Origin of the sequence: Pseudomonas sp. NPDC087639 (assembly GCF_044743385.1) — a bacterium.
Classification (GTDB): domain Bacteria; phylum Pseudomonadota; class Gammaproteobacteria; order Pseudomonadales; family Pseudomonadaceae; genus Aquipseudomonas.
Genome location: NZ_JBIUWI010000019.1, coordinates 64,332 through 84,859 on the forward strand (window position 1 = coordinate 64,332; position 20,528 = coordinate 84,859).

General features: G+C 58.3%; 21 protein-coding genes. 5 read left to right on the plus strand and 16 right to left on the minus strand.

Annotated features, from left to right (window positions below; genetic code table 11):
• Positions 1-70: 70 nt before the first annotated feature.
• The 3 genes from nhaB to ACIOVB_RS10785 all read right to left on the minus strand — a co-directional run bounded on the left by nhaB (position 71) and on the right by ACIOVB_RS10785 (position 3,472).
• A complete protein-coding gene (gene nhaB / locus ACIOVB_RS10775; protein WP_187678365.1) occupies positions 71-1,573 on the minus strand; it encodes a sodium/proton antiporter NhaB in 1,503 nt (500 codons plus the stop codon).
• Between the two features lie 61 nt (positions 1,574-1,634).
• Positions 1,635-2,924 carry a delta-60 repeat domain-containing protein gene (locus tag ACIOVB_RS10780; protein WP_401267436.1) on the minus strand — a complete coding sequence of 430 codons (1,290 nt, stop codon included), beginning with the start codon at positions 2,922-2,924 and terminating at the stop codon, positions 1,635-1,637.
• Positions 2,925-3,205: 281 nt separating this feature from the next.
• Complete coding sequence (locus ACIOVB_RS10785) at positions 3,206-3,472, minus strand: hypothetical protein (protein ID WP_095188991.1); 267 nt, start codon at positions 3,470-3,472, stop codon at positions 3,206-3,208.
• Between the two features lie 356 nt (positions 3,473-3,828).
• Here ACIOVB_RS10785 and ACIOVB_RS10790 point away from each other — a divergent pair, with 356 nt between their 5' ends.
• On the plus strand, positions 3,829-5,154 hold the full coding sequence (locus tag ACIOVB_RS10790) for a sigma-54 dependent transcriptional regulator (RefSeq protein WP_187678367.1): 1,326 nt from the start codon (positions 3,829-3,831) through the stop codon (positions 5,152-5,154).
• A 64-nt stretch (positions 5,155-5,218) separates the two neighbouring features.
• Here the strand turns inward: ACIOVB_RS10790 and ACIOVB_RS10795 are convergent, their stop codons facing one another.
• From ACIOVB_RS10795 to ACIOVB_RS10835, 9 genes are all read right to left on the minus strand, one after another.
• Positions 5,219-6,526 carry a hypothetical protein gene (locus tag ACIOVB_RS10795; RefSeq protein WP_401267439.1) on the minus strand — a complete coding sequence of 436 codons (1,308 nt, stop codon included), beginning with the start codon at positions 6,524-6,526 and terminating at the stop codon, positions 5,219-5,221.
• A gap of 45 nt (positions 6,527-6,571) precedes the next feature.
• Complete coding sequence (locus ACIOVB_RS10800) at positions 6,572-7,318, minus strand: hypothetical protein (protein ID WP_401267440.1); 747 nt, start codon at positions 7,316-7,318, stop codon at positions 6,572-6,574.
• 44 nt (positions 7,319-7,362) lie between these two features.
• Positions 7,363-8,043 (minus strand): C39 family peptidase, encoded by a 681-nt coding sequence (locus ACIOVB_RS10805; protein ID WP_187678370.1) that lies wholly within the window; start codon positions 8,041-8,043, stop codon positions 7,363-7,365.
• 62 nt (positions 8,044-8,105) lie between these two features.
• Positions 8,106-9,098, minus strand: a complete 993-nt coding sequence (locus ACIOVB_RS10810) for a heme utilization protein (RefSeq protein ID WP_187678371.1) — start codon at positions 9,096-9,098, stop codon at positions 8,106-8,108.
• Between the two features lie 68 nt (positions 9,099-9,166).
• The gene (locus ACIOVB_RS10815; RefSeq protein WP_401267443.1) at positions 9,167-9,739 is read right to left on the minus strand and encodes an adhesin; all 573 of its coding nucleotides are present in this window, start codon (positions 9,737-9,739) and stop codon (positions 9,167-9,169) included.
• A 1-nt stretch (position 9,740) separates the two neighbouring features.
• The gene (locus tag ACIOVB_RS10820; protein ID WP_401267446.1) at positions 9,741-10,190 is read right to left on the minus strand and encodes a hypothetical protein; all 450 of its coding nucleotides are present in this window, start codon (positions 10,188-10,190) and stop codon (positions 9,741-9,743) included.
• Between the two features lie 355 nt (positions 10,191-10,545).
• Positions 10,546-11,070, minus strand: coding sequence for an AAA family ATPase (locus ACIOVB_RS10825; RefSeq protein WP_401267471.1), 525 nt, complete (start codon positions 11,068-11,070; stop codon positions 10,546-10,548).
• Positions 11,067-11,630 carry a nicotinamide riboside transporter PnuC gene (gene pnuC, locus ACIOVB_RS10830; protein ID WP_187678374.1) on the minus strand — a complete coding sequence of 188 codons (564 nt, stop codon included), beginning with the start codon at positions 11,628-11,630 and terminating at the stop codon, positions 11,067-11,069. The genes ACIOVB_RS10825 and pnuC overlap by 4 nt, the downstream gene beginning before the upstream one ends.
• Positions 11,631-11,730: 100 nt before the next feature.
• Entirely contained in the window at positions 11,731-13,365 is a 1,635-nt protein-coding gene (locus tag ACIOVB_RS10835) for a methyl-accepting chemotaxis protein (protein ID WP_401267449.1), read from the minus strand.
• A gap of 305 nt (positions 13,366-13,670) precedes the next feature.
• Here ACIOVB_RS10835 and ACIOVB_RS10840 point away from each other — a divergent pair, with 305 nt between their 5' ends.
• Both ACIOVB_RS10840 and ACIOVB_RS10845 read left to right on the plus strand, forming a co-directional pair.
• Positions 13,671-14,501: an undecaprenyl-diphosphate phosphatase gene (locus ACIOVB_RS10840; RefSeq protein WP_401267451.1), complete on the plus strand. Its 831-nt coding sequence runs from the start codon at positions 13,671-13,673 to the stop codon at positions 14,499-14,501.
• On the plus strand, positions 14,498-14,926 hold the full coding sequence (locus ACIOVB_RS10845; RefSeq protein ID WP_401267453.1) for a DUF1294 domain-containing protein: 429 nt from the start codon (positions 14,498-14,500) through the stop codon (positions 14,924-14,926). Before ACIOVB_RS10840 ends, ACIOVB_RS10845 begins: the two co-directional genes overlap by 4 nt.
• Before the next feature lie 108 nt (positions 14,927-15,034).
• Here the strand turns inward: ACIOVB_RS10845 and ACIOVB_RS10850 are convergent, their stop codons facing one another.
• Together ACIOVB_RS10850 and ACIOVB_RS10855 are read right to left on the minus strand one after the other, a co-directional pair.
• A complete protein-coding gene (locus ACIOVB_RS10850; protein ID WP_401267456.1) occupies positions 15,035-15,394 on the minus strand; it encodes an MmcQ/YjbR family DNA-binding protein in 360 nt (119 codons plus the stop codon).
• A complete protein-coding gene (locus ACIOVB_RS10855; protein WP_401267458.1) occupies positions 15,391-16,299 on the minus strand; it encodes a LysR substrate-binding domain-containing protein in 909 nt (302 codons plus the stop codon). The genes ACIOVB_RS10850 and ACIOVB_RS10855 overlap by 4 nt, the downstream gene beginning before the upstream one ends.
• A 129-nt stretch (positions 16,300-16,428) precedes the next feature.
• Between ACIOVB_RS10855 and ACIOVB_RS10860 the strand changes: the two genes are divergently transcribed.
• Both ACIOVB_RS10860 and ACIOVB_RS10865 read left to right on the plus strand, forming a co-directional pair.
• Positions 16,429-17,040, plus strand: a complete 612-nt coding sequence (locus ACIOVB_RS10860) for an FMN-dependent NADH-azoreductase (RefSeq protein ID WP_401267461.1) — start codon at positions 16,429-16,431, stop codon at positions 17,038-17,040.
• 238 nt (positions 17,041-17,278) lie between these two features.
• A complete protein-coding gene (locus tag ACIOVB_RS10865) occupies positions 17,279-18,316 on the plus strand; it encodes an alpha/beta hydrolase family protein (protein ID WP_401267462.1) in 1,038 nt (345 codons plus the stop codon).
• A gap of 14 nt (positions 18,317-18,330) precedes the next feature.
• Here the strand turns inward: ACIOVB_RS10865 and ACIOVB_RS10870 are convergent, their stop codons facing one another.
• A complete protein-coding gene (locus tag ACIOVB_RS10870) occupies positions 18,331-19,518 on the minus strand; it encodes an MFS transporter (RefSeq protein ID WP_401267465.1) in 1,188 nt (395 codons plus the stop codon).
• A gap of 158 nt (positions 19,519-19,676) precedes the next feature.
• On the minus strand, positions 19,677-20,528 hold an 852-nt coding region (locus ACIOVB_RS10875), incomplete at its 5' end, for an ATP-binding cassette domain-containing protein (protein ID WP_401267467.1).

Below are 20,528 nucleotides of genomic sequence, written 5' to 3' on the forward strand. Positions count from 1 at the left end.
TCAACGAATCCGTTGTCTGTCACTCCCTCTTCGCGAGCAGGCTCGCTCCCACTGGTTTATTTGGTGTTGATCAGAGCCAGAAGCTAACGGCGTACCAGCCGAGCAGGCCCATCACGATCGTGTACGGCAACGCCATCCAAACCATCCGCCCATAAGACAACCGCACCAACGGCGCAATGGCCGAGGTTAACAGGAACAGGAACGCCGCCTGACCATTCGGTGTGGCCACGCTCGGCAGGTTGGTACCGGTGTTGATCGCAATTGCCAGCGTCTCGAAGTGCTCGCGGCTCATGTGCCCGGCCAGGAACGCCTGTTTCACTTCGGTGATGTAGATGGTCGCGACAAACACGTTGTCGCTGATCGCCGACAGCAGACCATTGGCGATAAACAGCATGCCCGGTTGTTGATCGACCGGCAGTGCCAGCACCCACTCGATCAGCGGTGCAAACAGCTGTTGATCATGAATCACCGCCACCACGGCAAAGAACACTACCAGCAACGCGGTAAACGGCATGGCGTCCTTGAATGCGCTACCGAGACGGTGCTCGTCAGTGATACCGGTAAACGCGGTGATCAACACGATTACCATCAAACCGATCAAGCCAACTTCAGCAACGTGAAAGGCCAGACAACCGATCAGAATCAACGCCGCGGCGCCTTGCACCAGCAGCGCCGCGCGCTGACGCGAGGTGCGCTCGGCATTATCTTCGGCCGCGTAATTGGCCAACACGGCGCGAACGTTGTCCGGCAGCAGCGTGCCGTAACCGAACCAGCGCAGTTTCTCCAGCAATACGCAAGTCACCAGGCCGGCTGCCAATACCGGCAAGGATACCGGCGCGACTTTCAGGAAAAACTCTGCGAAGTGCCAACCCATTTCATGGCCGATCAGCAGGTTCTGCGGCTCACCAACCAAGGTGCATACACCACCGAGCGCGGTACCGACCGCGCCATGCATCAGCAGGCTGCGCAGGAAGGCGCGAAACTGTTCCAGATCCTCGTGGTGCAAGGTCGGCAGATGTTGGTCATCGCTGAACCCGCTGTCCTGGCGCGGATCGTTGCCAGACGCCACGCGGTGGTAGACCGAATAAAAACCCACGGCGGCGCTGATGATCACGGCGGTGACCGTCAATGCATCGAGAAATGCCGACAGAAATGCCGAGAGAAAGCAGAACATCAGCGCCAGCGCCGCTTTCGAACGCACGCCCAACAACAGCCGCGAGAACAAAAACAGCAGCAGATCCTTCATGAAATAGATGCCGGCGACCATGAACATCAGCAGCAGGATCACGGGGAAGTTGTGTACCAGCTCATCGTAAAGCGCCTGCGGCGTGGTCATCTTCAACAGCAGGGCTTCGATCAGCAGCAGTCCGCCGGGCATCAGCGGATAGCACTTGAGGGCCATGGCCAGAGTGAAGATGAACTCAATCACCAACAGCCAACCCGCCGCGACCGGACCGGCGGTGAACAGCACGAGCGCATTGAGGATCAGGAAGCCAACGATGGTCGCCTTGTACCAGCGTGGCGAATGCCCGAGAAAATTTTGCGCGAACGCCTGGGCCATTGAACCGGACATCGGTTGCTCCTTGTTTTAAGAAGCGCGCAAGTTGCCGGATGTGTCGAGGAAGATCAAGCTCTCAGGGATTCAGATACCGCACAACCATTGCCCGGTAGTTGCCATCCAGCGAATAACCGCCAACCACAATTGCGCCGTCCGTTTGCACCGCCAGTGAGTTGGCCGTGTCGAGACTGCGTCCCAGCCGTGTGCGCAGCCATCCGCAGCCTTGGCCGAAGTTCGGGTCCAGACTGCCATTTGCGCAGTAGCGGGCGACGACGAAATCAGCTTCCACCCCACCAATCGTTGCACCTACGGCGATCATGCGACCGTCGGCCATGCGTTGGGCGGCGCTCCACTGGCAGCCGCTGGGGCCGATTTCCAGGAGTTGCGGCTGGCCGTTGTTGCGATGCAAGTCCGGGCGGCCATTGGGATGCAGACTGAACGCCAGGCAGCGGATCGGATCGCGGCTGCTGCCGAAGCAGTGCAGCGTGTTCGTGGACTCAAGAACCTGACTGACCTGGGCACTTTGACCGTTGGCAGTGAACGCCATGAAGCCGTCCACCGCAAAACGTTCGTCAAGACTTCCATCGGGCAGGTAACGGGCCAACAGGCCTTGCTGAGGAAAATCGATTGATCCTGCTACCACGATTCGCCCATCTTCCTGAAGCAGCAGGCTATTGAGCCAGGTATTGAGCAGCAAGTGACGGATCATCACGAAGCCACGGCCGTTGAAGGTTTCATCCAGGCTGCCGTCGGGTTTGAGGCGAATCAACATCCCGGCATGGTCGGCCAGTTCGAAGTGATGGTTGGCAATCAACAGAATGTGGCCATCGTCCTGTATCGCAAAGTCGCAGGCTTCGGCACCGGGCACGCCGGGCGGTAGCCAGGTGTCGCGGGTGCCCATCGACAAATCGCCCGGCAGGCGAACCACCTGACGACCATTGTCACCAAAGATTTGCTCCGGCTTGCCTTGCGCATCGAACAGGGCGAGGGCGGGCAGGGTGCGATGGCTGTTTTCATAATGCAGGCCAGCCAACAGGATTCGCCCGTCGGGCAGTACCTGCACTTTACTGGCCATGGCGTCGAACCCATACGCAAAGGTGTCGATAACGCTGCCCTGTTGGCCGAAGGACAAATCGGCGGAGCCATCCGCGAGCAGCCGCGCAAGGCCGAAACGGCTGCCTGCGGCCACCCCGACTTTGGCCGCCACCAGAATCCTGCCCTGCGCATCGAGCGCAACATCCTGAGTCAGGCTGGACAAACTACCCGCGAAATACACTTGAGCGACGCCGTTGACGGCAAACGTTTTGTCGAGTTGACCGGCATCGTTCGATAACGATGGCAGCGCAAAAGCGTTCAGAGTGGACATGCACGCGTCTCCTTGCGAGTTGACCAATACCGGGAACCGGCGGTAACTGCATGAGCGGAACATTCAACCCCTGAACAAGAGGAAGTACAACTGTTAGAACTAACAGGTGGAGGGTCACACTGTGCCAGAACAGTGTCTTTTTGAACCAATAGCGAGCCTGCCAAGCAATTATGCTGGGACCCGTTACGGAAAGTTGTACAGAAGTGCGGATGAAAAAAATAGAAAGAGCAACTAACAAGAGGAGGGCGGATGACTTGAACGTCATCCGCATCACCCGGCTATTAGTGTGGCATCGACCAGGATTGCAGCGTGTAACCTTCATCGCTCAGTTCGGCGCGGGCTTGCTGCAGAAGTTGCTCAAGCTGTGCCGGATCGGAGTAGGCGCTGCTTGGAATCTGTTTACGACCGATATGGGAATTGGTGCGATCAATCACGGTCAGGCTCAGTTCGCCATTGCCGTCTTGAGGCGCCCAGGCCACGCACTGGAAAGGTTTGAACGCGTGGTTGGCAATCAAAAGAGCTTCGTTGATACGGAGCGGGGCGGTCATGGGGTCTTCTCTCTGTCGTGCCCAATCAAATGATGTGCCGTCGGTTGGGCTTACCGTGCGGCTGGTTACTTGTACTGATGCACGCAACCGGGGAGCAGGTCACACCTGAAACAAAGAAATTTCAACTTTCTTTCATTTACCGGCTTGTCCAGGAGTTTTTGAAAGCCTGGTGAAAGCTCTGTAAGAGGAAGTAAGTCGATAGCTAACTAACAACCGAGCCACTTATAACGAGTTTGCCTGCACACCTATAAGCAATTGATACAAGGCGCTGTCAAAATCTTGCTAATGTTACAGCCAGGTCTGCCAAATGACTGTTTTTACAATCATTTCCTATAATTTGGCGCCAAGGAACAGTCATGAGTGAAGCGCCTGCGTTACGACGTTTATTGGTGGTCGATCCGTGTGACGACTGTCATCGACTATTGCCCGGTTTGCGCGCGGTGGGATGGGATGTCGACAGTTGTACGCTGGAAAACGCTGCCGACCGCACCTGTGACGTCGGCCTTCTGCGTTTGCAGCCGTTTCACCTGGAACGTCCCGAAGCCGTCAAGGAACTGATCAGCCGCAGCGGCACTGAATGGATCGCTGTGCTCAATCAGGAAGTCCTGCGTTTGCAGAATGTTGGTGACTTCGTCTGCGAATGGTTTTTCGATTTTCACACCTTGCCGTTCGACGTCTCGCGGGTGCAAGTCACCCTCGGCCGCGCCTTCGGCATGGCGCGCCTGCGTGGGCAGGGCACGATCCATGTGGATCAGCCCGAGCATGAACTGTTGGGCGACAGCAAACCGATCCGCGAGCTGCGTAAATTGCTGAGCAAACTGGCGCCCACCGAGTCGCCGGTGTTGATCCGCGGCGAAAGCGGCACCGGTAAAGAACTGGTCGCGCGCACGCTGCATCGGCAGTCTCAGCGCCACAGCAAGCCGTTTGTGGCGATCAACTGCGGCGCTATTCCCGAGCATCTGATTCAGTCCGAGCTGTTCGGCCACGAAAAAGGTGCATTTACCGGCGCTCATCAGCGCAAGGTCGGGCGCATAGAAGCGGCCAACGGAGGCACACTCTTTCTCGATGAAATCGGTGATCTGCCGCTGGAGCTGCAAGCCAATCTGCTGCGTTTTCTTCAGGAAAAACACATTGAGCGGGTCGGTGGCAGTCAGCCAATCCCGGTGGATGTACGCGTGTTGGCGGCGACCCACGTCGACCTCGAAGCGGCGATCGAGAAGAAGCGTTTTCGCGAAGACCTGTATTACCGGCTCAACGTTCTGCAAGTGGTCACTGCGCCGTTGCGAGAGCGCCATGGTGATCTGTCGATGCTGGCCAACCACTTTTCCCACTTTTATAGCCACGAAACCGGGCGCCGGCCGCGCAGTTTCAGTGAAGATGCGCTGATTGCGATGGGCAAACATGACTGGCCGGGCAATGTGCGTGAACTGGCCAACCGCGTGCGTCGCGGCTTGGTCCTGGCTGAAGGGCGGCAGATCGAAGCACGTGATCTGGGGCTGATCAGCCAGCACTCGATCGCCACGCCCATGGGCACGCTTGAGGACTACAAGACACGCGCCGAACGCCAGGCGCTTTGCGATGTGTTGAACCGGCACAGTGACAACCTCAGCGTTGCGGCAAAAGTGCTCGGCGTTTCCCGGCCGACGTTTTACCGTTTGCTGCACAAGCACCAGATCCGCTAGGGCGGGAGCATGGAAAACGCCCGCTGCGATCATCTCGCAGCGGGCCTTTTTCTTGTCCTGACGCTTAGAAGTAGTACGGGAATTTCAGGCTGAAGGAAAAGTCCGGGGCATCGTCCGTCAAACCGATGGACAGGTTGGGCACGATGGTCAGGTTGTCGGTGGCCGCAATGGTCATGCCGACGTTGAAGTAACCGGCGTTGGCGTCACTGGACACCACAGATTGCCATTCGCCGCCATCCTGTTTCAGCTTGCTCTTGCGCTGTATCAGGTCAGACATCGAGAACGACATGCTCATCTTCTCATTCAGCGCAAAAGCAATACCTGCGCCGATCTGGAAGCTGTCGCCGATCTTCACCTTGCCCGGGTTTTTCTGGTTGACGGTGGAGCTGATGTCGTCGAACGACTCCTCCAGGTTATGGGTGTAGGACAGGCTGCCGAACAGCACGGCGGGGTCGAACGTCTTGACCAGCGAGATGCCGGGGGTGACCGACCAGACACCGTTGCCGGTGGGCAGGGTGTCAGGCACGAACAGGTTCGAGTTGGCATCGGTCTGGCGCAGCTTGATGCCGAACGGGTCCTTGCCGGTGGGGGCCTTGACGCGCAAGGTCACCACGGCGTCCGGGGTATTGACCGACTCGTCGAGGAACTTGTAGGCGATACCGAAGTTCACGTCACCGATGGTTGGATCGCGGTCGACGTCCTGTTCGGTGGTGACGTTGGAAGCGCCGCCATTGCCGCCGCCGGATTGATAAGTCGAACTGCGGTAGACCACCGGCACGTTCAAGTCGAATTGCCAGCGGTTATCGAAGTTGTAGCGGCCGGTGAGATCGAGCGTCCAGGTGTCCGCCTTGATCCGGTCCAGGTTGATATTGCCGAGGAAGATCGAATCCAGCGCCAGGAACCCGTTGAGGATCAACTGGCGGGTGTCGTAGCGCGAATAAGTGATGCCGGTTTCAACGCTGAATTTGCCGCCACCAAAGAAGCCACTGGCCTCGTCATACAGGTTGGAGACACTTTGCGCCGGTTGCGAATCATCGGCCAGCGATTGCCCGTAGGAAGCGCCACTGCCCCCGGCAGCGCCCCCCGACGCGGCTGCGGCCCCGGTACCGGTGGCCACTTTCGGATTGCCTTTCATGTCGGACGGCGACTTGGCCAGACGTTTGGGTGGTGGAGCGGCGGGTTGATCTTCAACCTGGCGGACTCGCTGCTCGAGTACCGCCAAGGCTTTTTGTTGTACTTCGTATCGTTGCTTAAGCTCCAGAAGTTCCTGTTTCAGAGCTTCTAAATCGGCGTCAGGTGCAGCTTGCAGCAGCGTCGCCGGTAGAAGAGCGCTCAAACATACAGCAGCGCGCAGTGATACTGATCGATACATGAATAAGCCGTCCCTTTAAGCCCAATGATCGAGACTCAGCGTAGTTCAATATCCGATATTGCGTAGTGCCCTGAGCTGAGTCAGGTTGCAGTCCAGTGCACCGGCGCTCATACCGTTATTGTTCAGTACAACGTTGAGTTGGGTCATGTTGTTGACCACGTTGGCACTGCCGAGCAGGCGGGTGTTTTGTAGCAATCCACCTTGGGCGACTTGTTGCAGGGAGCTGCCCTGATTGCTGGAGGCCTGAATGGCCATTTGAACGCCACTGCCGGTGGCAGAAACCGCCACGCTGCCGGCGGCGTTGCTGCCTCCGATGGTTTGTCCGGCCATCAAGGCTTGACCCTGAGCGGGCATTAGCGCCGGTGCCTGTTTGGCTTCGGAGACATTGATCGCGACGTTGTTGTAAGCCGTGTTGCTGTCGCCGGCGGCGCGCACGCTTTGTGTCACGCCCTGGCTGCTGTCGAGGCCGGCGCCACCGGTAATCGTGCCGGTACCCGCCGCGAGGGCATTGCCGCTGCCATGTTCCTTGATTGTCTGGACATAGAATTCTGGTTTGACCGTTGCGGCCTGAAGTTGCATCGAGGTCGATGCGCCGATCAAATCACCACTGGCGTTGCGCCAGGTACTGCTCATGACAATGCCGAAGCTGATGATCCGCCCCGGCATGACATAACGACCGCGTAGCTCGGCGAGCTCCTGGTCCTTTATTTCTATAGGTTTGAATCCTGCATTGGCATAGCCTGACGCACTCGCTGCCAGGCAGGCGGCGACCAGCCAGTATGAGGTTTTCATTTGCTGCTCCCGGGACATCCAGTCCCATTCTTTATAATCGGCGATTAAAAGAAGTCGCTCTGTATGAACCCGAAATCCATCAATTCAGCATCTTTGACCGGGTTGAAGCCATCCAGCTTGTTCTTGGCCGTCAGCGGTGTCGGCGGGCTGCGCAAGGCATTGGCCTTGTCGTATCCGGGACCGACGATGGCAAAGACAATGCCGTTCCAACCTTTGACAAAGTCACCATGGCTGTAGCGTTTGTGCCCTAGAACCGGGTCTCCGATGTAAACCCAATCCTTGTCCGCACGCTGCAACACCACGAAATGCTTGTAGCCGCGAATGTCCATCAGTACCACCACCGGAATCGTGATTGCGTCTAGCTTCTCCGATGGAATCTTGTAGCCCCTGGCGCGCATGCCGATGCTTTCTATGTAGCGCTTCATGTCGAGCATGGAGAAACCCTGAGTACGAACAAGGTCCTGGTCAGCGTGGACCAGCATGCCTTTGATGATGTGCTCCTCATCGACGTCGAGCCAATAAGCCTGGCGTAACACCGTGGCCAGTGCGGCGGCACCGCAGCTGAAATCGGTTTTCTGTTCGACAATGTCGGCAAACTTGCGCTCACGAATGCTTTGCACGTCCTTGTAGACCAACACGCCACCCGGCAGGGCGGCCACTGGCATCTGGGCGGCCTGAGTCAGGCCGGACAGGCAAAGTAAAGCGAGAAGGGCAGTCTTACGCATGATCGATACGCCTTTGCGGACTGAGGAAAAGCCCCGTTTCCGGGGCTTTCGTTTCGATCGCGTTACATGCAGGCTTTGCAACCTGCGGCGATGGACAGCGAGTTGCTTTGTTGGTTACCCACACCAGCGGCGTTGTTGTAACCAGCGTTACCGGAGAAGTTGTTACCAACGTTGGAGACGTTTGCGTTGTTGGTCACAGGGTTTTTCCAGCCGTCTGGGGTCAGCACTTGTTGCGTGGTTACGCCAGCGAGACCGAAGATGCCCACAGCTTCGAAGGTTGCTTTCTGGTCTTTGCTGCCGCCATAGCCGCCGTTACCGCGGTCGTTGCCGCCATAACCACCATGGCCTTTATCACCTTCGATGGTAGCCTTGCCAACTGCAGCGAACGCGCCGGCAGCGGCGATGGTGCCAGTGAGGGTTTCTTTTTTGTAGACTTGAGTGCCGTTGTTGGACACCACAAGGCCTGTGGAGCTTTGGTTCGCAGCAGCAGCGGCGTTAGCTACACGACCACCCGATACAGCAATAGCCAGGTTGTTTTTCTGTTGGTTGAAGTTGCCGGCACTGTTGTTCACACCAATGTTGCCGGAACCGCCGTTACCCACGTTGTTGAGGTTGGCGTTGTTGGTTGTCGAGTAGTTGGCAACCGCGTTGTTGTTGTTGACCTGGGTGGCGCTGGAAACGGCCACGGCAGTGCCGAAGATGAAGCTTTCGTCAGCGGTAGCCAATGCAGCGGCGTTGTCTTGCTGGTTGCCATCACCGGCGGTGTTGTTCATGCCGACGTTGCCGTTGGTGCCGTTTGCCGAGTCTCTGACGCTGGCATCATTTTTGGTGCCTTGGTTGCCGACCAGGTTGCCATCGCTGTTTTGGGTGTCGAGTACGGCAGCCCCGGCGCCAGCGCCGATTTGCAGCAGTTGTTCTAAAGTTGGCCCTTTAGGCCCGTGATTATTGCCGTGCCCATTACCATGATCGTCATCACGACCGCCTGCCTGTGCTGCGATTGCCATCACTGCTGCAAGTGCGAAAACCAGTGGTTTGAGAGCCATTGTAGGTTTCATGGTGTTTCTCCGTGCTTATTAGTTGGTTAAGTGTTGGTACTTTCTAATTGCACTGCTTTTTATTTGGGTCAGTCTGCGACCCGGATGCTCAGGGTGTTAGCCATACGGTTCCCCACCCCGGCACTCTGGTTCACCTGGATTACCCCTCGGCTGCCGGTGAAGGCCTGATCACTTGTCGTGACCTGGCGACTGCCGATTGAGGTACCAGTTGCTCCTGAGCTCGGTAACAACGCCACGTTCTGTTGCGAAAGGGCGCTGTCGTCAACGCTCTGCGGGGCAGCACTGATGCTGACGCGCGTCACGTTGGCCATCTGGTTGTTGGCCCCGGCACCCTGGTTCACGCCCAGGATCCCGTTGCCGTTACTGAAAGAGTTGCCGCCAATGGTTGCGCTGGCATTCGTCGAGGGATTGGCCGGAGTATCGATCCGCTGCCTGACGTTGGTGGTGGCGCTGGCCGAGGTGCCGATGGCGATGGCCTTGGTGTTGGTCTGTTGCATCTGGTCGCCGGCGGCCTGGTTGACGTTGTAATTGCCGCGGTACTGGATGCCGGTGTCCTGAATGTTCGCGTTATTCACTGAGCCGGGGTCGGCCATTGCGTGGGTGCAGCCGAGAAGGGCGAGCAGCACAAGGGTGCGATTCATCTTATTGGCCTCCAGCCATGCGGGTCAGCGGAGCAAGGCCGGAGCTCATTGCGCGATTGACGGTGTTGGAGATCGAACCGCCAGCGCCGCCGCCGTGACCGCCGTTCATGCCGGGCATGCCGTTGGGGTTGGTGAGTGTGTTCATGCCCGGCATGTTTGCCGTAGGTGTGGTGATGTTGCCGCGAATCGAAGAACCGCTGGCGACGCCGGCAAAGTCACCGTCGTTGAGTTCGGTGCTGTTCATCGCTTGGTTGATGCGCGCCGAAGGGTTAGCGTTGACGGTCGTTGGGTAGGGGTCTTTGCCGCCGCTGCGACCAATAGGGATAGGCTGTACATCGCGGTTGAGGACGATAACGCCGTTGCCTTCGGCCTGAACGTTGAAACTGAGAATTGTGCTGGCTGCTGATCCGATCAGCAGGAGGCAGGTCAAGCTTTTATTGAAGTTCCCCACAGCGGCAATTCCTTCTTCAGTGGGCTGGCCCTAGTCAGCGTTGGGAAGGAAAGAGCGAAAGCTGTGCCGCTTTTTGATTGTTGCGCAATATCAATGAGTTAAGGCGAAGACGGGCATGCCTGATGCGCAAGCTGTTTCATTGTTGAAACACGTACAGGATTGCCGACCGGTCTATTGGCTGAGCAATGCTCTGGGACAAGGGTTTGCGGCGGGGTGTTTCAACGGCGTAACAACCGGTGTGACAAAGCGATGAATGCCGTTGAAACGGGCACTTTGCACCCACGCGAGTGTTTCAGGAATGGACACTTTTGCCCCAAAGCAGGGGCAAACAGTGGGGAAGTTGGCCCGAATGCCCTTATTCGTCCAGTAAAGTCGCCACAGCGGCAAAGGCTTGCGTCTGGCGCTCGGACCAGTCGCCCTGAATGATCTGGAACGGCTGTCGATGTTGCTCAAGCCAGTCGCGAGTGGCTCGATAGAACCCAAGGCGCTCATCCAGATCGGGCTGGCAGCGCTGGCCGTCATCGGTCCAGTCGATCTGTTCCGGAGACAGCAAAAGATGCAGATCGTAATGTCGCGCCAGCAATTGCGGCTCAAGCCACGCCGGGCAGTCGCCGAACAGGGTCTGGCTCCAGAGGATGTTGCTCAGCAGGTGGGTGTCGAGAATCAGCAGCGACGGCTTTTGCGCTCGCGCCTGATCCTCCCATTGCAGCTGGCCGCGCGCGATCTCGGTAATGTCCGCCAGACAGGTGTCACGGGGATTCTGCTCGATGAACCAGCGCACATACTCGTCCACCCGCAGTCCGCCGAACCGTTGCTGAAGGCCTGCCGCCAGCCAGCTCTTGCCAGTGGATTCGGGGCCGGTCAGAACCACGACCTTCAAGTACGCAACGCCGGATCGGCGCGCCATTCGCGCCAGCCCTGAATCGCAATCAGCGTAAACAGTGCATACAGCGCGGCGGTCAGGTAAAGCCCCTTGTAGAGGAACAAGCCGACAAAAATCACATCAAGCACAAACCACAGTGCCCAGCATTGCAGGCGTTTTTGTGCCATCCATAATTGCGCGACCAGGCTGAAACCGGTGAGCGCGGCGTCCAGCCACGGTTGCGCGGCGTCAGTCCAGTGGGCCATGGCCGCCCCGAGCAGGACACTGCCGACAGCGCCAACACTCAGTCCAAGCAACACCGAACGAGTATCCAGACGCGTGACCTCCCGCCCGTCATGCATCGTCCCCGCACGCGTCCACTGCCACCAGCCGTAGAGTTGCAACGCGGCGTAGATCACTTGCAGCAACATGTCCGAATACAGCTTCACTTCAAAGAAGATCCAGCTATAGAGCAACACCATGACCAGGCCGATCGGCCAGCACCACGGATTCTGTTTGACCGTCAGCCACACGGCGATCACACCGAGAGCGGCGGCAAACAGTTCAAGCCCGGACATGGGGGTTCCTTGGGGGAGTTGAGGACGGGGGCGGATTGTACCGAGAAAACCTGTGGGAGTGAGCCTGCTGAAAATTTAGCTCGCTCCCACAGGTTATGTGTTACACGCGGAACTGGCGCAGCAGGCCGTTGAGTTGCTCGCTCAATTGGCCGAGCCGAACACTGGCGACACTCGACTGCTCCGCCGCCAGCGCCGTGCTGTGAGACAAACCGGCCGCTTGCGTGACGTTCTGATTGATGTCCTCGACCACATGCGCCTGTTGCAGTGTGGCACTGGCAATTGACGCATTCAGGCCATTGAGGTTGCGCAGTGCCTGGCCGATGGCATTCAGGCTTGCACCCGCCAGCCCGGCCTGTTCAATGGTCAATTGCGAAGCTTTGCTGCTGTCGCCGATCACCTTGACCGCCGCCTCGGAGTGGTTTTGCAGGCGCTCGATCATCGACTGGATTTCCGCCGTCGACTTCTGCGTACGCTGTGCCAGCAAGCGCACTTCATCCGCGACCACGGCAAACCCTCGGCCCTGTTCGCCAGCCCGTGCCGCTTCAATGGCCGCGTTGAGCGCCAGCAGATTGGTCTGCTCGGCAATCGAGCGAATCACTTCCAGCACACTGCCGATCTGGGTGCTTTCGGCGGCGAGGGTACGAATCACTTCCACCGCCTGATCAATGGTGCCGGACAGCTTGTCGATCTGTTGCAGGCTGCCGTCGATGTTGATCTGACCCTGTTGCGCCTGCGCCTCGGCGTCACGCATTTCAGCGGCCGCATGTTCGGCGTTTTTCGCCACATCCTGCACGCCGTAGGTCACCTCGTTGATTGCGGTGGCCACCAGTTCCATCTGTTGCGATTGCTGCTGGCTGCGTTGCTGAGCCTGGGAAGCATCATTGCCCAGTTCGCTGGACGACTGGCCCAGCGCACTGGCCGACACCTGCAACTCGCCAATCACTCCGCGCAATTTGGCGGTGAAAGCGTTGAAGTGATGTGCGAGCTCCGTGACTTCATCCTTGCCGTGGGTATCGAGGCTGCGGGTGAGGTCGCTTTCGCCGCTGGCGATGTTGGCCATGGCGTTCACGGTTTCCTGCAACGGGCGCACGATGCTGCGCGCGATCATGATGACCAGCAATGCCATGATCAGGGCAATCACCAGGCCGATCACCGTCGCCTTGATCATCTGACCCTGAAATTCGGCCTGCACATCATCGACATAAACACCGGAACCGAGCACCCAGCCCCAAGGCTCGAACAGTTTCACGTAGGAGGTTTTAGCCACCGGCTCACTGGCGCCCGGTTTCGGCCACCGGTAATCGACCATGCCGGCGCCTTTGCTCTTGGCGATTGCGACCATTTCGTTAAACACGGCAAAACCATCCGGATCGCGGATCGCCGAGAGATTCTGGCCTTCAAGCTTGGGATTGGTCGGGTGCATGACCATGACGGGCGTGAGGTCGTTGATCCAGAAATAGTCGCTCTGGTCGTAACGCAGGCCCCGAATGGCGGTGAGTGCCTGTTTCTGCGCGGCTTCCTTGGTCAGGGTGCCAGCTGTTTCCAGATCGTGGTAGTAAGTCAATAAACCACTGGCGGTCTGCACCACGTGCTGGGTTTTCTGGGCCTTGGCTTGATACAGGTCGTCGTGAATCTGCTTGAGCATCAACACGCCCAAGGTCAGCAACATGACCACCGCCACAATCAAGATGAGCCACAAGCGTCGGCTGATCGACACACTGCGCAAGCTGTTCATAACGCTGTCACTCCGGATTCTTTTTCTTGTAATAAACGACCGCCAGCATCCAACCACGATTCCGTGGGCGGGCATACGCGACCCAAGTCGTATAACGCGGCAGCGCTATTAAGGCTTGTCTGTTAGGATTTCGGCCCCGCGCGTGAAAACCTGAATCCAAGTTGCTATTTCACGGAATTTTGACTGTTTCGTGTGGATCCTGTGTGCGCGGAATCGGTACAGCAACAACCAGCTACGCTGATCGCAGTGAACGAAAGAAAAATACTATCGGGGCATGCCGGCGTGCATCGCTCTTTGGGGGATTGATGGATCTTTGGATGGCCTTGCAGGCACTGATACTAGGCGTTGTAGAAGGGCTGACGGAGTTTTTGCCCATTTCCAGTACCGGACACCAGATCATCGTTGCCGACTTGCTCGACTTCGGCGGCGAACGAGCCATGGCGTTCAACATCATCATCCAGCTCGGCGCGATCCTCGCGGTGGTCTGGGAGTTTCGTCGCAAGATTCTCGATGTGGTGGTTGGCTTGCCGACGCAACCCAGCGCGCGGCGTTTCACCGCCAACCTGCTGATCGCTTTTCTGCCCGCCGTGGTGCTGGGCGTGATCTTTGCCGATCTGATCCACGAGTACCTGTTCAACCCGATCACCGTCGCTGCTGCGCTGGTGGTGGGCGGCATCATCATGTTGTGGGCTGAGCAGCGTCAGCATGAGGTGCACGCGGAAACGGTCGATGAGATTCGCTGGACGGACGCGCTGAAAATCGGTTTCGCCCAGTGCCTGGCGATGATTCCCGGCACGTCGCGTTCCGGCTCGACGATCATTGGCGGCCTGTTGTTCGGTCTGTCGCGCAAAACAGCCACCAAGTTTTCGTTCTTCCTCGCGATGCCGACCATGGTCGGTGCTGCGGTTTACTCGGGCTACAAGTACCGCGATCTGTTTGTGCCGGCGGACTTCCCGGTGTTTGCCATCGGGTTCGTCACCGCGTTCATCTTCGCCATGATCGCCGTGCGTGGGTTGCTCAAGTTCATCGGCAGCCACAGCTATGCGGCATTTGCCTGGTACCGGATCGTGTTCGGCCTGGTCATTCTGGCGACGTGGCAGTTTGGCTGGGTGGACTGGTCGGCGGCCAAGCCATGAATGATTCCCGCGCACGCCGCCCTGAAGGTCGCCCGTCCGGTGGCAATATTCAAAACCTCAAGCTGAAGCTGCTGGTGCTGCTGATTGTCTGCGCGCTGCCGGTGTTCGGATCGCTGTCGATGTGGTTGCGCGGGATCTCGCTGGTCCCGCTGGCGGCGTATGGCGTCGTCAGCGTGCTGGCGTTCTTTATGTATTGGGCCGACAAGCGCAAGGCTCGCACCGATGCGTGGCGCACGCCGGAAAACATCCTTCACGCAGTGGAACTTGCCGGGGGGTGGCCGGGCGCACTGGTCGCCCAGCAAGTGTTCCGGCACAAGACGCGCAAGGTGTCGTTTCAGGTGCTGTTCTGGGTGATCGTCGTGTTGCACCAGATGTTCTGGATTGATCAGCTGTTTCTCGGTTCGAACCTGTTATCACTGTACTGACAAAAATCCCCCCGTGTAGGAGCTGCCGAAGGCTGCGATCTTTTGACCTGATTGTAAAAAACCAGATCAAAAGATCGCAGCCTTCGGCAGCTCCTACAGGGATCGGGTTTACAGCAATAATCCGATCTGTGTCTTTTTGGGCAACTTGCCTACTACCAACTGATGCGAGCGTTGCAGCAACCCCTGCAACTCCTCGGTGCCCAGCGGGTAGGGCGGGTGCATGATGATCCACTGCGCCCGCGCCAGGTACGGCGCCGGGTGAATGCCCGGGCGGTCGCAATGGCCGAGAAACAGATCCTTGTCGACCTTGAACGCCAGCGAATCTCCGCGCAGCCCCTGCAAGGCAAACATCTTGTTGCCGGCAATCGAAAACACGCGCACGCCACCCCACTTGTAGTCTTCGCGCGCACCGGGTAATCCCAGGCAAAACGCGGCAACGTCCGCCTCGCTCATTTTTGCCTTTTTCATAACAACCGCTCCCCACAGGCATTGAACGATTCGACCAGATGATCGATCCACGCGCGCACCGCCGGCATCACCCCGCGACGATGCGGATAGACCGCTTGCAACCAGCCACCGGGCAGCGACCACTCGGGTAGCAATTGCACGAGTGTGCCGTTTTGCAGTTCCTCCTCGCAGTACATCATCGGCAGCAATGTGAAGCCCTGGCCGGCCAGCACACAGGCCTTGCGCACAATAAAGTCATCGATGCCCAGCCGAGCTTCCATGTTCAACTCGAAACTCTTGCCCTGTTGATCGAACAACCGCACGTGAACCATGCGATCGGCCTCCAGAGCGCCAAGCACCGGCAGACTCCTCAGATCCTGCGGATGGCTGATCGACGCCCCCTGAGTAAACGCCGGGCTGGCCACCACCACCATTTGTGCCTGACGCAGACGCCGGGTCACCAGCAACGGATCTTCATCGCCGTGTTCACGCACGCGCAGGGCGACATCAAAGCCTTCAGCGACCAGATCGACCCGGCGGTTGACCAACACCACTTCCAGTTGCACCTGGGGGAACTTCCCGAGGAATTCGCTGATGACCCACGGCAACATTTCCCGGGCCAGACCCGTTGGGCAGGACACACGCAAGCGTCCTCGTGGCTCGCTCGACATGCTTGCCACTGCCTCGTCAGCCATTTCCGCTTCCAGCAACATCGCCTGACAGTGGCGCAAATAGCGCTCACCGACAGCGGTGAGATTCAACTGCCGGGTGGTACGTTGCAGCAAGCGGGCGCCGAGGCGTTCTTCTAGTTCAGCGATGCGGCGCGACAATCGCGACTTGGGAATGCCCAGCAATCGCCCGGCGGCCGCAAAGCCGCCGGCCTCGACGACTTTGGCGAAATAGTAGAGATCGTTGAGGTCTTGCATCGTAGAGAATCCGACTGTTCTATCAGTGGGACAAACTATCGCATTGTCGGCGGCTAATCATCCATTGGTTTCTTCCGTAGGATTGTCTCCATTCCGTCGCCACCGGCGATTCATTCCAGGGGATTCCACATGAAACTGCTGCATATCGATTCGAGCATTCTGGGCGACAACTCGGCTTCCCGTCAGTTGAGCAGCCAAGTCGTCAAAGCCTGGCAAGTCGCTGAGCCAAGCGTCGTGGTGACCTACCGTGACCTCGCCGCTGACGCCATCAGCCACTTCTCGTCGACTACTCTGGTGGCCGCCGGCACCACCGCTGAACTGCGCGACGCCGCCCAACAGCACGAGGCCGAACTGAGTGCTTCGACGTTGGCCGAATTCATCGCTGCCGACGCGGTAGTCATCGCTGCACCGATGTACAACTTCACCGTGCCGACCCAACTCAAAGCGTGGATCGACCGTGTTGCCGTTGCCGGTCAAACTTTCCGTTACACCGAAGCCGGCCCTGAAGGCCTGTGCGGCGGCAAGAAAGTGGTGATCGTATCCACCTCCGGCGGCATTCATGCCGGCCAGGCCAGCGGTATCGCTCACGAAGAATATCTGAAGCTGGTACTGGGTTTCCTCGGCATCACTGACATCGAAATCGTCCGTGCCGAAGGCTTGGCGTATGGCGACGAAGTGCGCAACAACGCCATGACCGCCGCTCAAGCGAAGATCAGCGAGCAGTTGTTCGCCGCCGCGTAAGGCTTGCGTAAAGAACAGCTCTCGTTCAGGCAATTCCCCGAAAACTCTGTATTCTGGTTCTGCAAGGGCCAGATACGGAGTTTTTTGTTTCTGACTGTTACATAATCTGGCCCGGGTTATGCAGTCAAGCGATCAGCGTCTGAGTGCATTGGTGAACCGGAGTACCGAATCCCCGGCGTTTCCGGCCTTCACAACGCAATGGATCTTTCGATTGAGTAACAACAGGGTAGGGCAGCCCATGATGCGTCTTTGTGCAACGTTACTGATTTGCCTGCTCGGCAGCCTGAATTCAGTGCAAGCTGCGCCGGGGCGCCATCCTGTCTGGAGCGTCGGTTACCACGAGATGACGTTCCTCGATCCGTTGGATCTGCAACCGATGCGCGCCATCGCGTTCTATCCTTCCAGCGACCGCGAACATATGAGCCTGCTCGAAGGTTATTCAGTCGAGGCCGGCGAAGATACCAAAGTCGCCATGGGCCGTTTTCCGATGTTGATGCTGTCCCATGGCAACACCGGCACGCCATTGGCGCTGCACGACCTTGCCACCTCGCTGGCGCGCAAAGGTTTTGTGGTGGTGGCGGTGATTCATCCCGGTGACAACTCCAAGGATCACAGCCGACTCGGCACACTGAGCAATCTCTACGGGCGGCCAATCCAGATTTCCGAAGCGATTACGGCAACCCTTGGCGACTCCATGCTGGCGCCGTTCGTCAATGCCGATCAGGTTGGTGTGATCGGTTATTCGGCTGGGGGGGAGACGGCGTTGATTCTGTCAGGGGCGCAACCGGATCTGGATCGCCTGCGCCGCTATTGCCAGGAACGCCCGGACGATCGTGACGCCTGCAACACTCAGGGCGAACTCATCGTTGATCGTGATGACCTTCAGCCGGTGGCCGATCCACGTGTGCATGCGTTGCTGTTGATGGCGCCACTGAGCCTGAAGTTCGGCCGCCATACCCTGGCTGATGTGCATGTGCCAGTGCTGCTTTACAGCGGCGATGGCGACAAACTCGTTGCGTTCGATAAAAACGCTGCGGCACTGGCGCGTAAACTGCCGACTGCGCCCGACTTCAAGTTACTGGCCGGGGCAGGGCACTTTGTGTTTATGGCGCCGTGTAATGAGGAGCAGATCATCGCCATGCCGGCGCTGTGTACCGATGCTGATGGGGTTGATCGGGAAGATATCCATCGCAATCTGATCTCGGAGGCCGGACGGTTCTTTGCGCATACGCTGGGCAGGCCGACGCGGGCGGGGATGCAGACGGCAGATCAATAAACGATCTTTTGCTTTTAAGCCATCGCCCGGCGCTTGAGCAGCAGGGTCAACCCCAAGCCCGTCACCGACAACAGCGCTGCACTAAAGAAAATCCACGAATATCCCAGATTCAACGCTACCGCTCCCATCAACGGCCCGGCAATCGCCAGCGCCAGATCGAAGAACACCGCATAAGCACTCAACCCGGCGCCACGGCTGGAGTTGGGCACCTGCTTGATCGCTTCGACCCCCAGCGCCGGATACACCAGTGAAAGCCCGAACCCGGCCAATCCCGCGCCGATCAACGCATAGGCGGTGGAGGGTGCCAGCCATAACATCACCAGGCCTACAGTTTCGACGCTCATGCAGATGATCGCTGAAGTGAAACCACCGAAGCGGCCAATGGCAGAAATGAACATCAACCGCGAGAGGATGAAGCACACCCCGAACACCGTCAGGCAATACGCCGCGCCACTCCAGCCACGGTTGAGGTAATACAGGGTGATAAACGTGGTCAGCGTGCCGTAGCCGATCGAGGCCAGGCTCAAGCTGGCACCAAACGGTGCAATGCGGCCAAACACGGCCCAAAACGGCAGGCGCTCGCCACGCACCACCGGCACCGAAGGTTTGTTGCGGATCAATACCAGCGCACCCGCCGCCAGCACCGACAGTGCAATGCCCAGACTGGCGAAACCATATTCGGCAACCATGACCACACCCAGTGGCGCGCCAATGGCAATCGCGCCGTATGACGCGATGCCGTTCCAGCCGATCGACCTTGCTGTGTGCTCAACACCGACCTGACCCATGCACCAACTGATGGTGCCGACACCGATCAGTCCCTGCGCAACGCCCAGCAGCAAGCGCCCGACAATCAGAATCAACAGGCTCGGCAGCGGATAGCTTTGCAGCAAGGTCGAAATCAGCGTCAACCCGCCACTGAGCACAATCCCGATCAAGCCATAAACGATTGCCCGTTTGGTGCCGACGGTATCCGACATGCGCCCGGCCATCGGTCGACTGAGCAGGGTGGCCAGGTACTGCGAGCCGATGACCAGCCCGGCGATGATCGCGCTGAAACCCAGCTGTTCGTGCACGTAACCGGGCAACACCGCAATCGGCAGACCGATGCAGAGGAAGGCAATAAAGGTATAGAAAACGATGGAGACGATCTGCAGGGTGATCGCCATGGAGCTTTGCGGTGGCAGTTGCTGCGCAGACATGAGGACTCGTTCGCGGGCGGCGGTGGGAGAGTCGGCATCATGGCTTGGGCCTGAAATAAAAGAAAGCAGGCTAACGATCAAAGAACGATCATGCCGTATCCGGAAATGCAAAAAGCCCCGTCACATGGACAGGGCTTTCAGTTAGCGCAAATTGCTTCTTAGAACACCACACCCTGACTACGCAGGTAGTCATCATAGGTGCCGCTGAAGTCGGTCACGCCGTCCGGGCTCAGCTCGATGATGCGCGTGGCCAGGGACGATACGAACTCACGGTCGTGGCTGACAAAGATCAGCGTGCCCGGATAGTTTTCCAGCGCCAGGTTCAGCGCCTCGATCGATTCCATGTCCAAGTGGTTGGTCGGTTCGTCCATGATCAGCACGTTCGGCTTTTGCAGGATCAGCTTGCCGAACAGCATGCGACCTTGTTCACCACCGGAAATCACTTTGACCGACTTGAGGATCTCGTCGTTGGAGAACAGCATGCGACCCAAAGTACCGCGAATCATCTGCTCGCCCTGAGTCCACTGACCCATCCAGTCGAACAGGGTGACGTCGTCTTCGAAGTCGTGCGCGTGATCCTGAGCGTAGTAGCCCAGTTCCGCGGCGTCGGTCCACTTGATGCTACCGGCATCCGGGGTCAGTTCGTTGACCAGGGTACGCAGCAGGGTGGTCTTGCCGATACCGTTCGGGCCAATGATCGCCACGCGCTCGCCCGCTTCAACCTGGAAGCTGAAGTCTTTGAACAACGGCTTGCCGTCGAAACCTTTGGCCATCTTTTCGACCATCACCGCCTGGCGGTGCAGCTTCTTGTTCTGATCGAAGCGGATGAACGGGCTGACACGGCTCGAAGGCTTGACTTCAGCCAGCTGGATCTTGTCGATCGCCTTGGCGCGGGAAGTAGCCTGCTTGGCTTTCGAGGCGTTGGCCGAGAAGCGGCTGACGAACGATTGCAGCTCGGAAATCTGTGCTTTCTTCTTGGCGTTGTCCGACAGCAGTTGCTCGCGGGACTG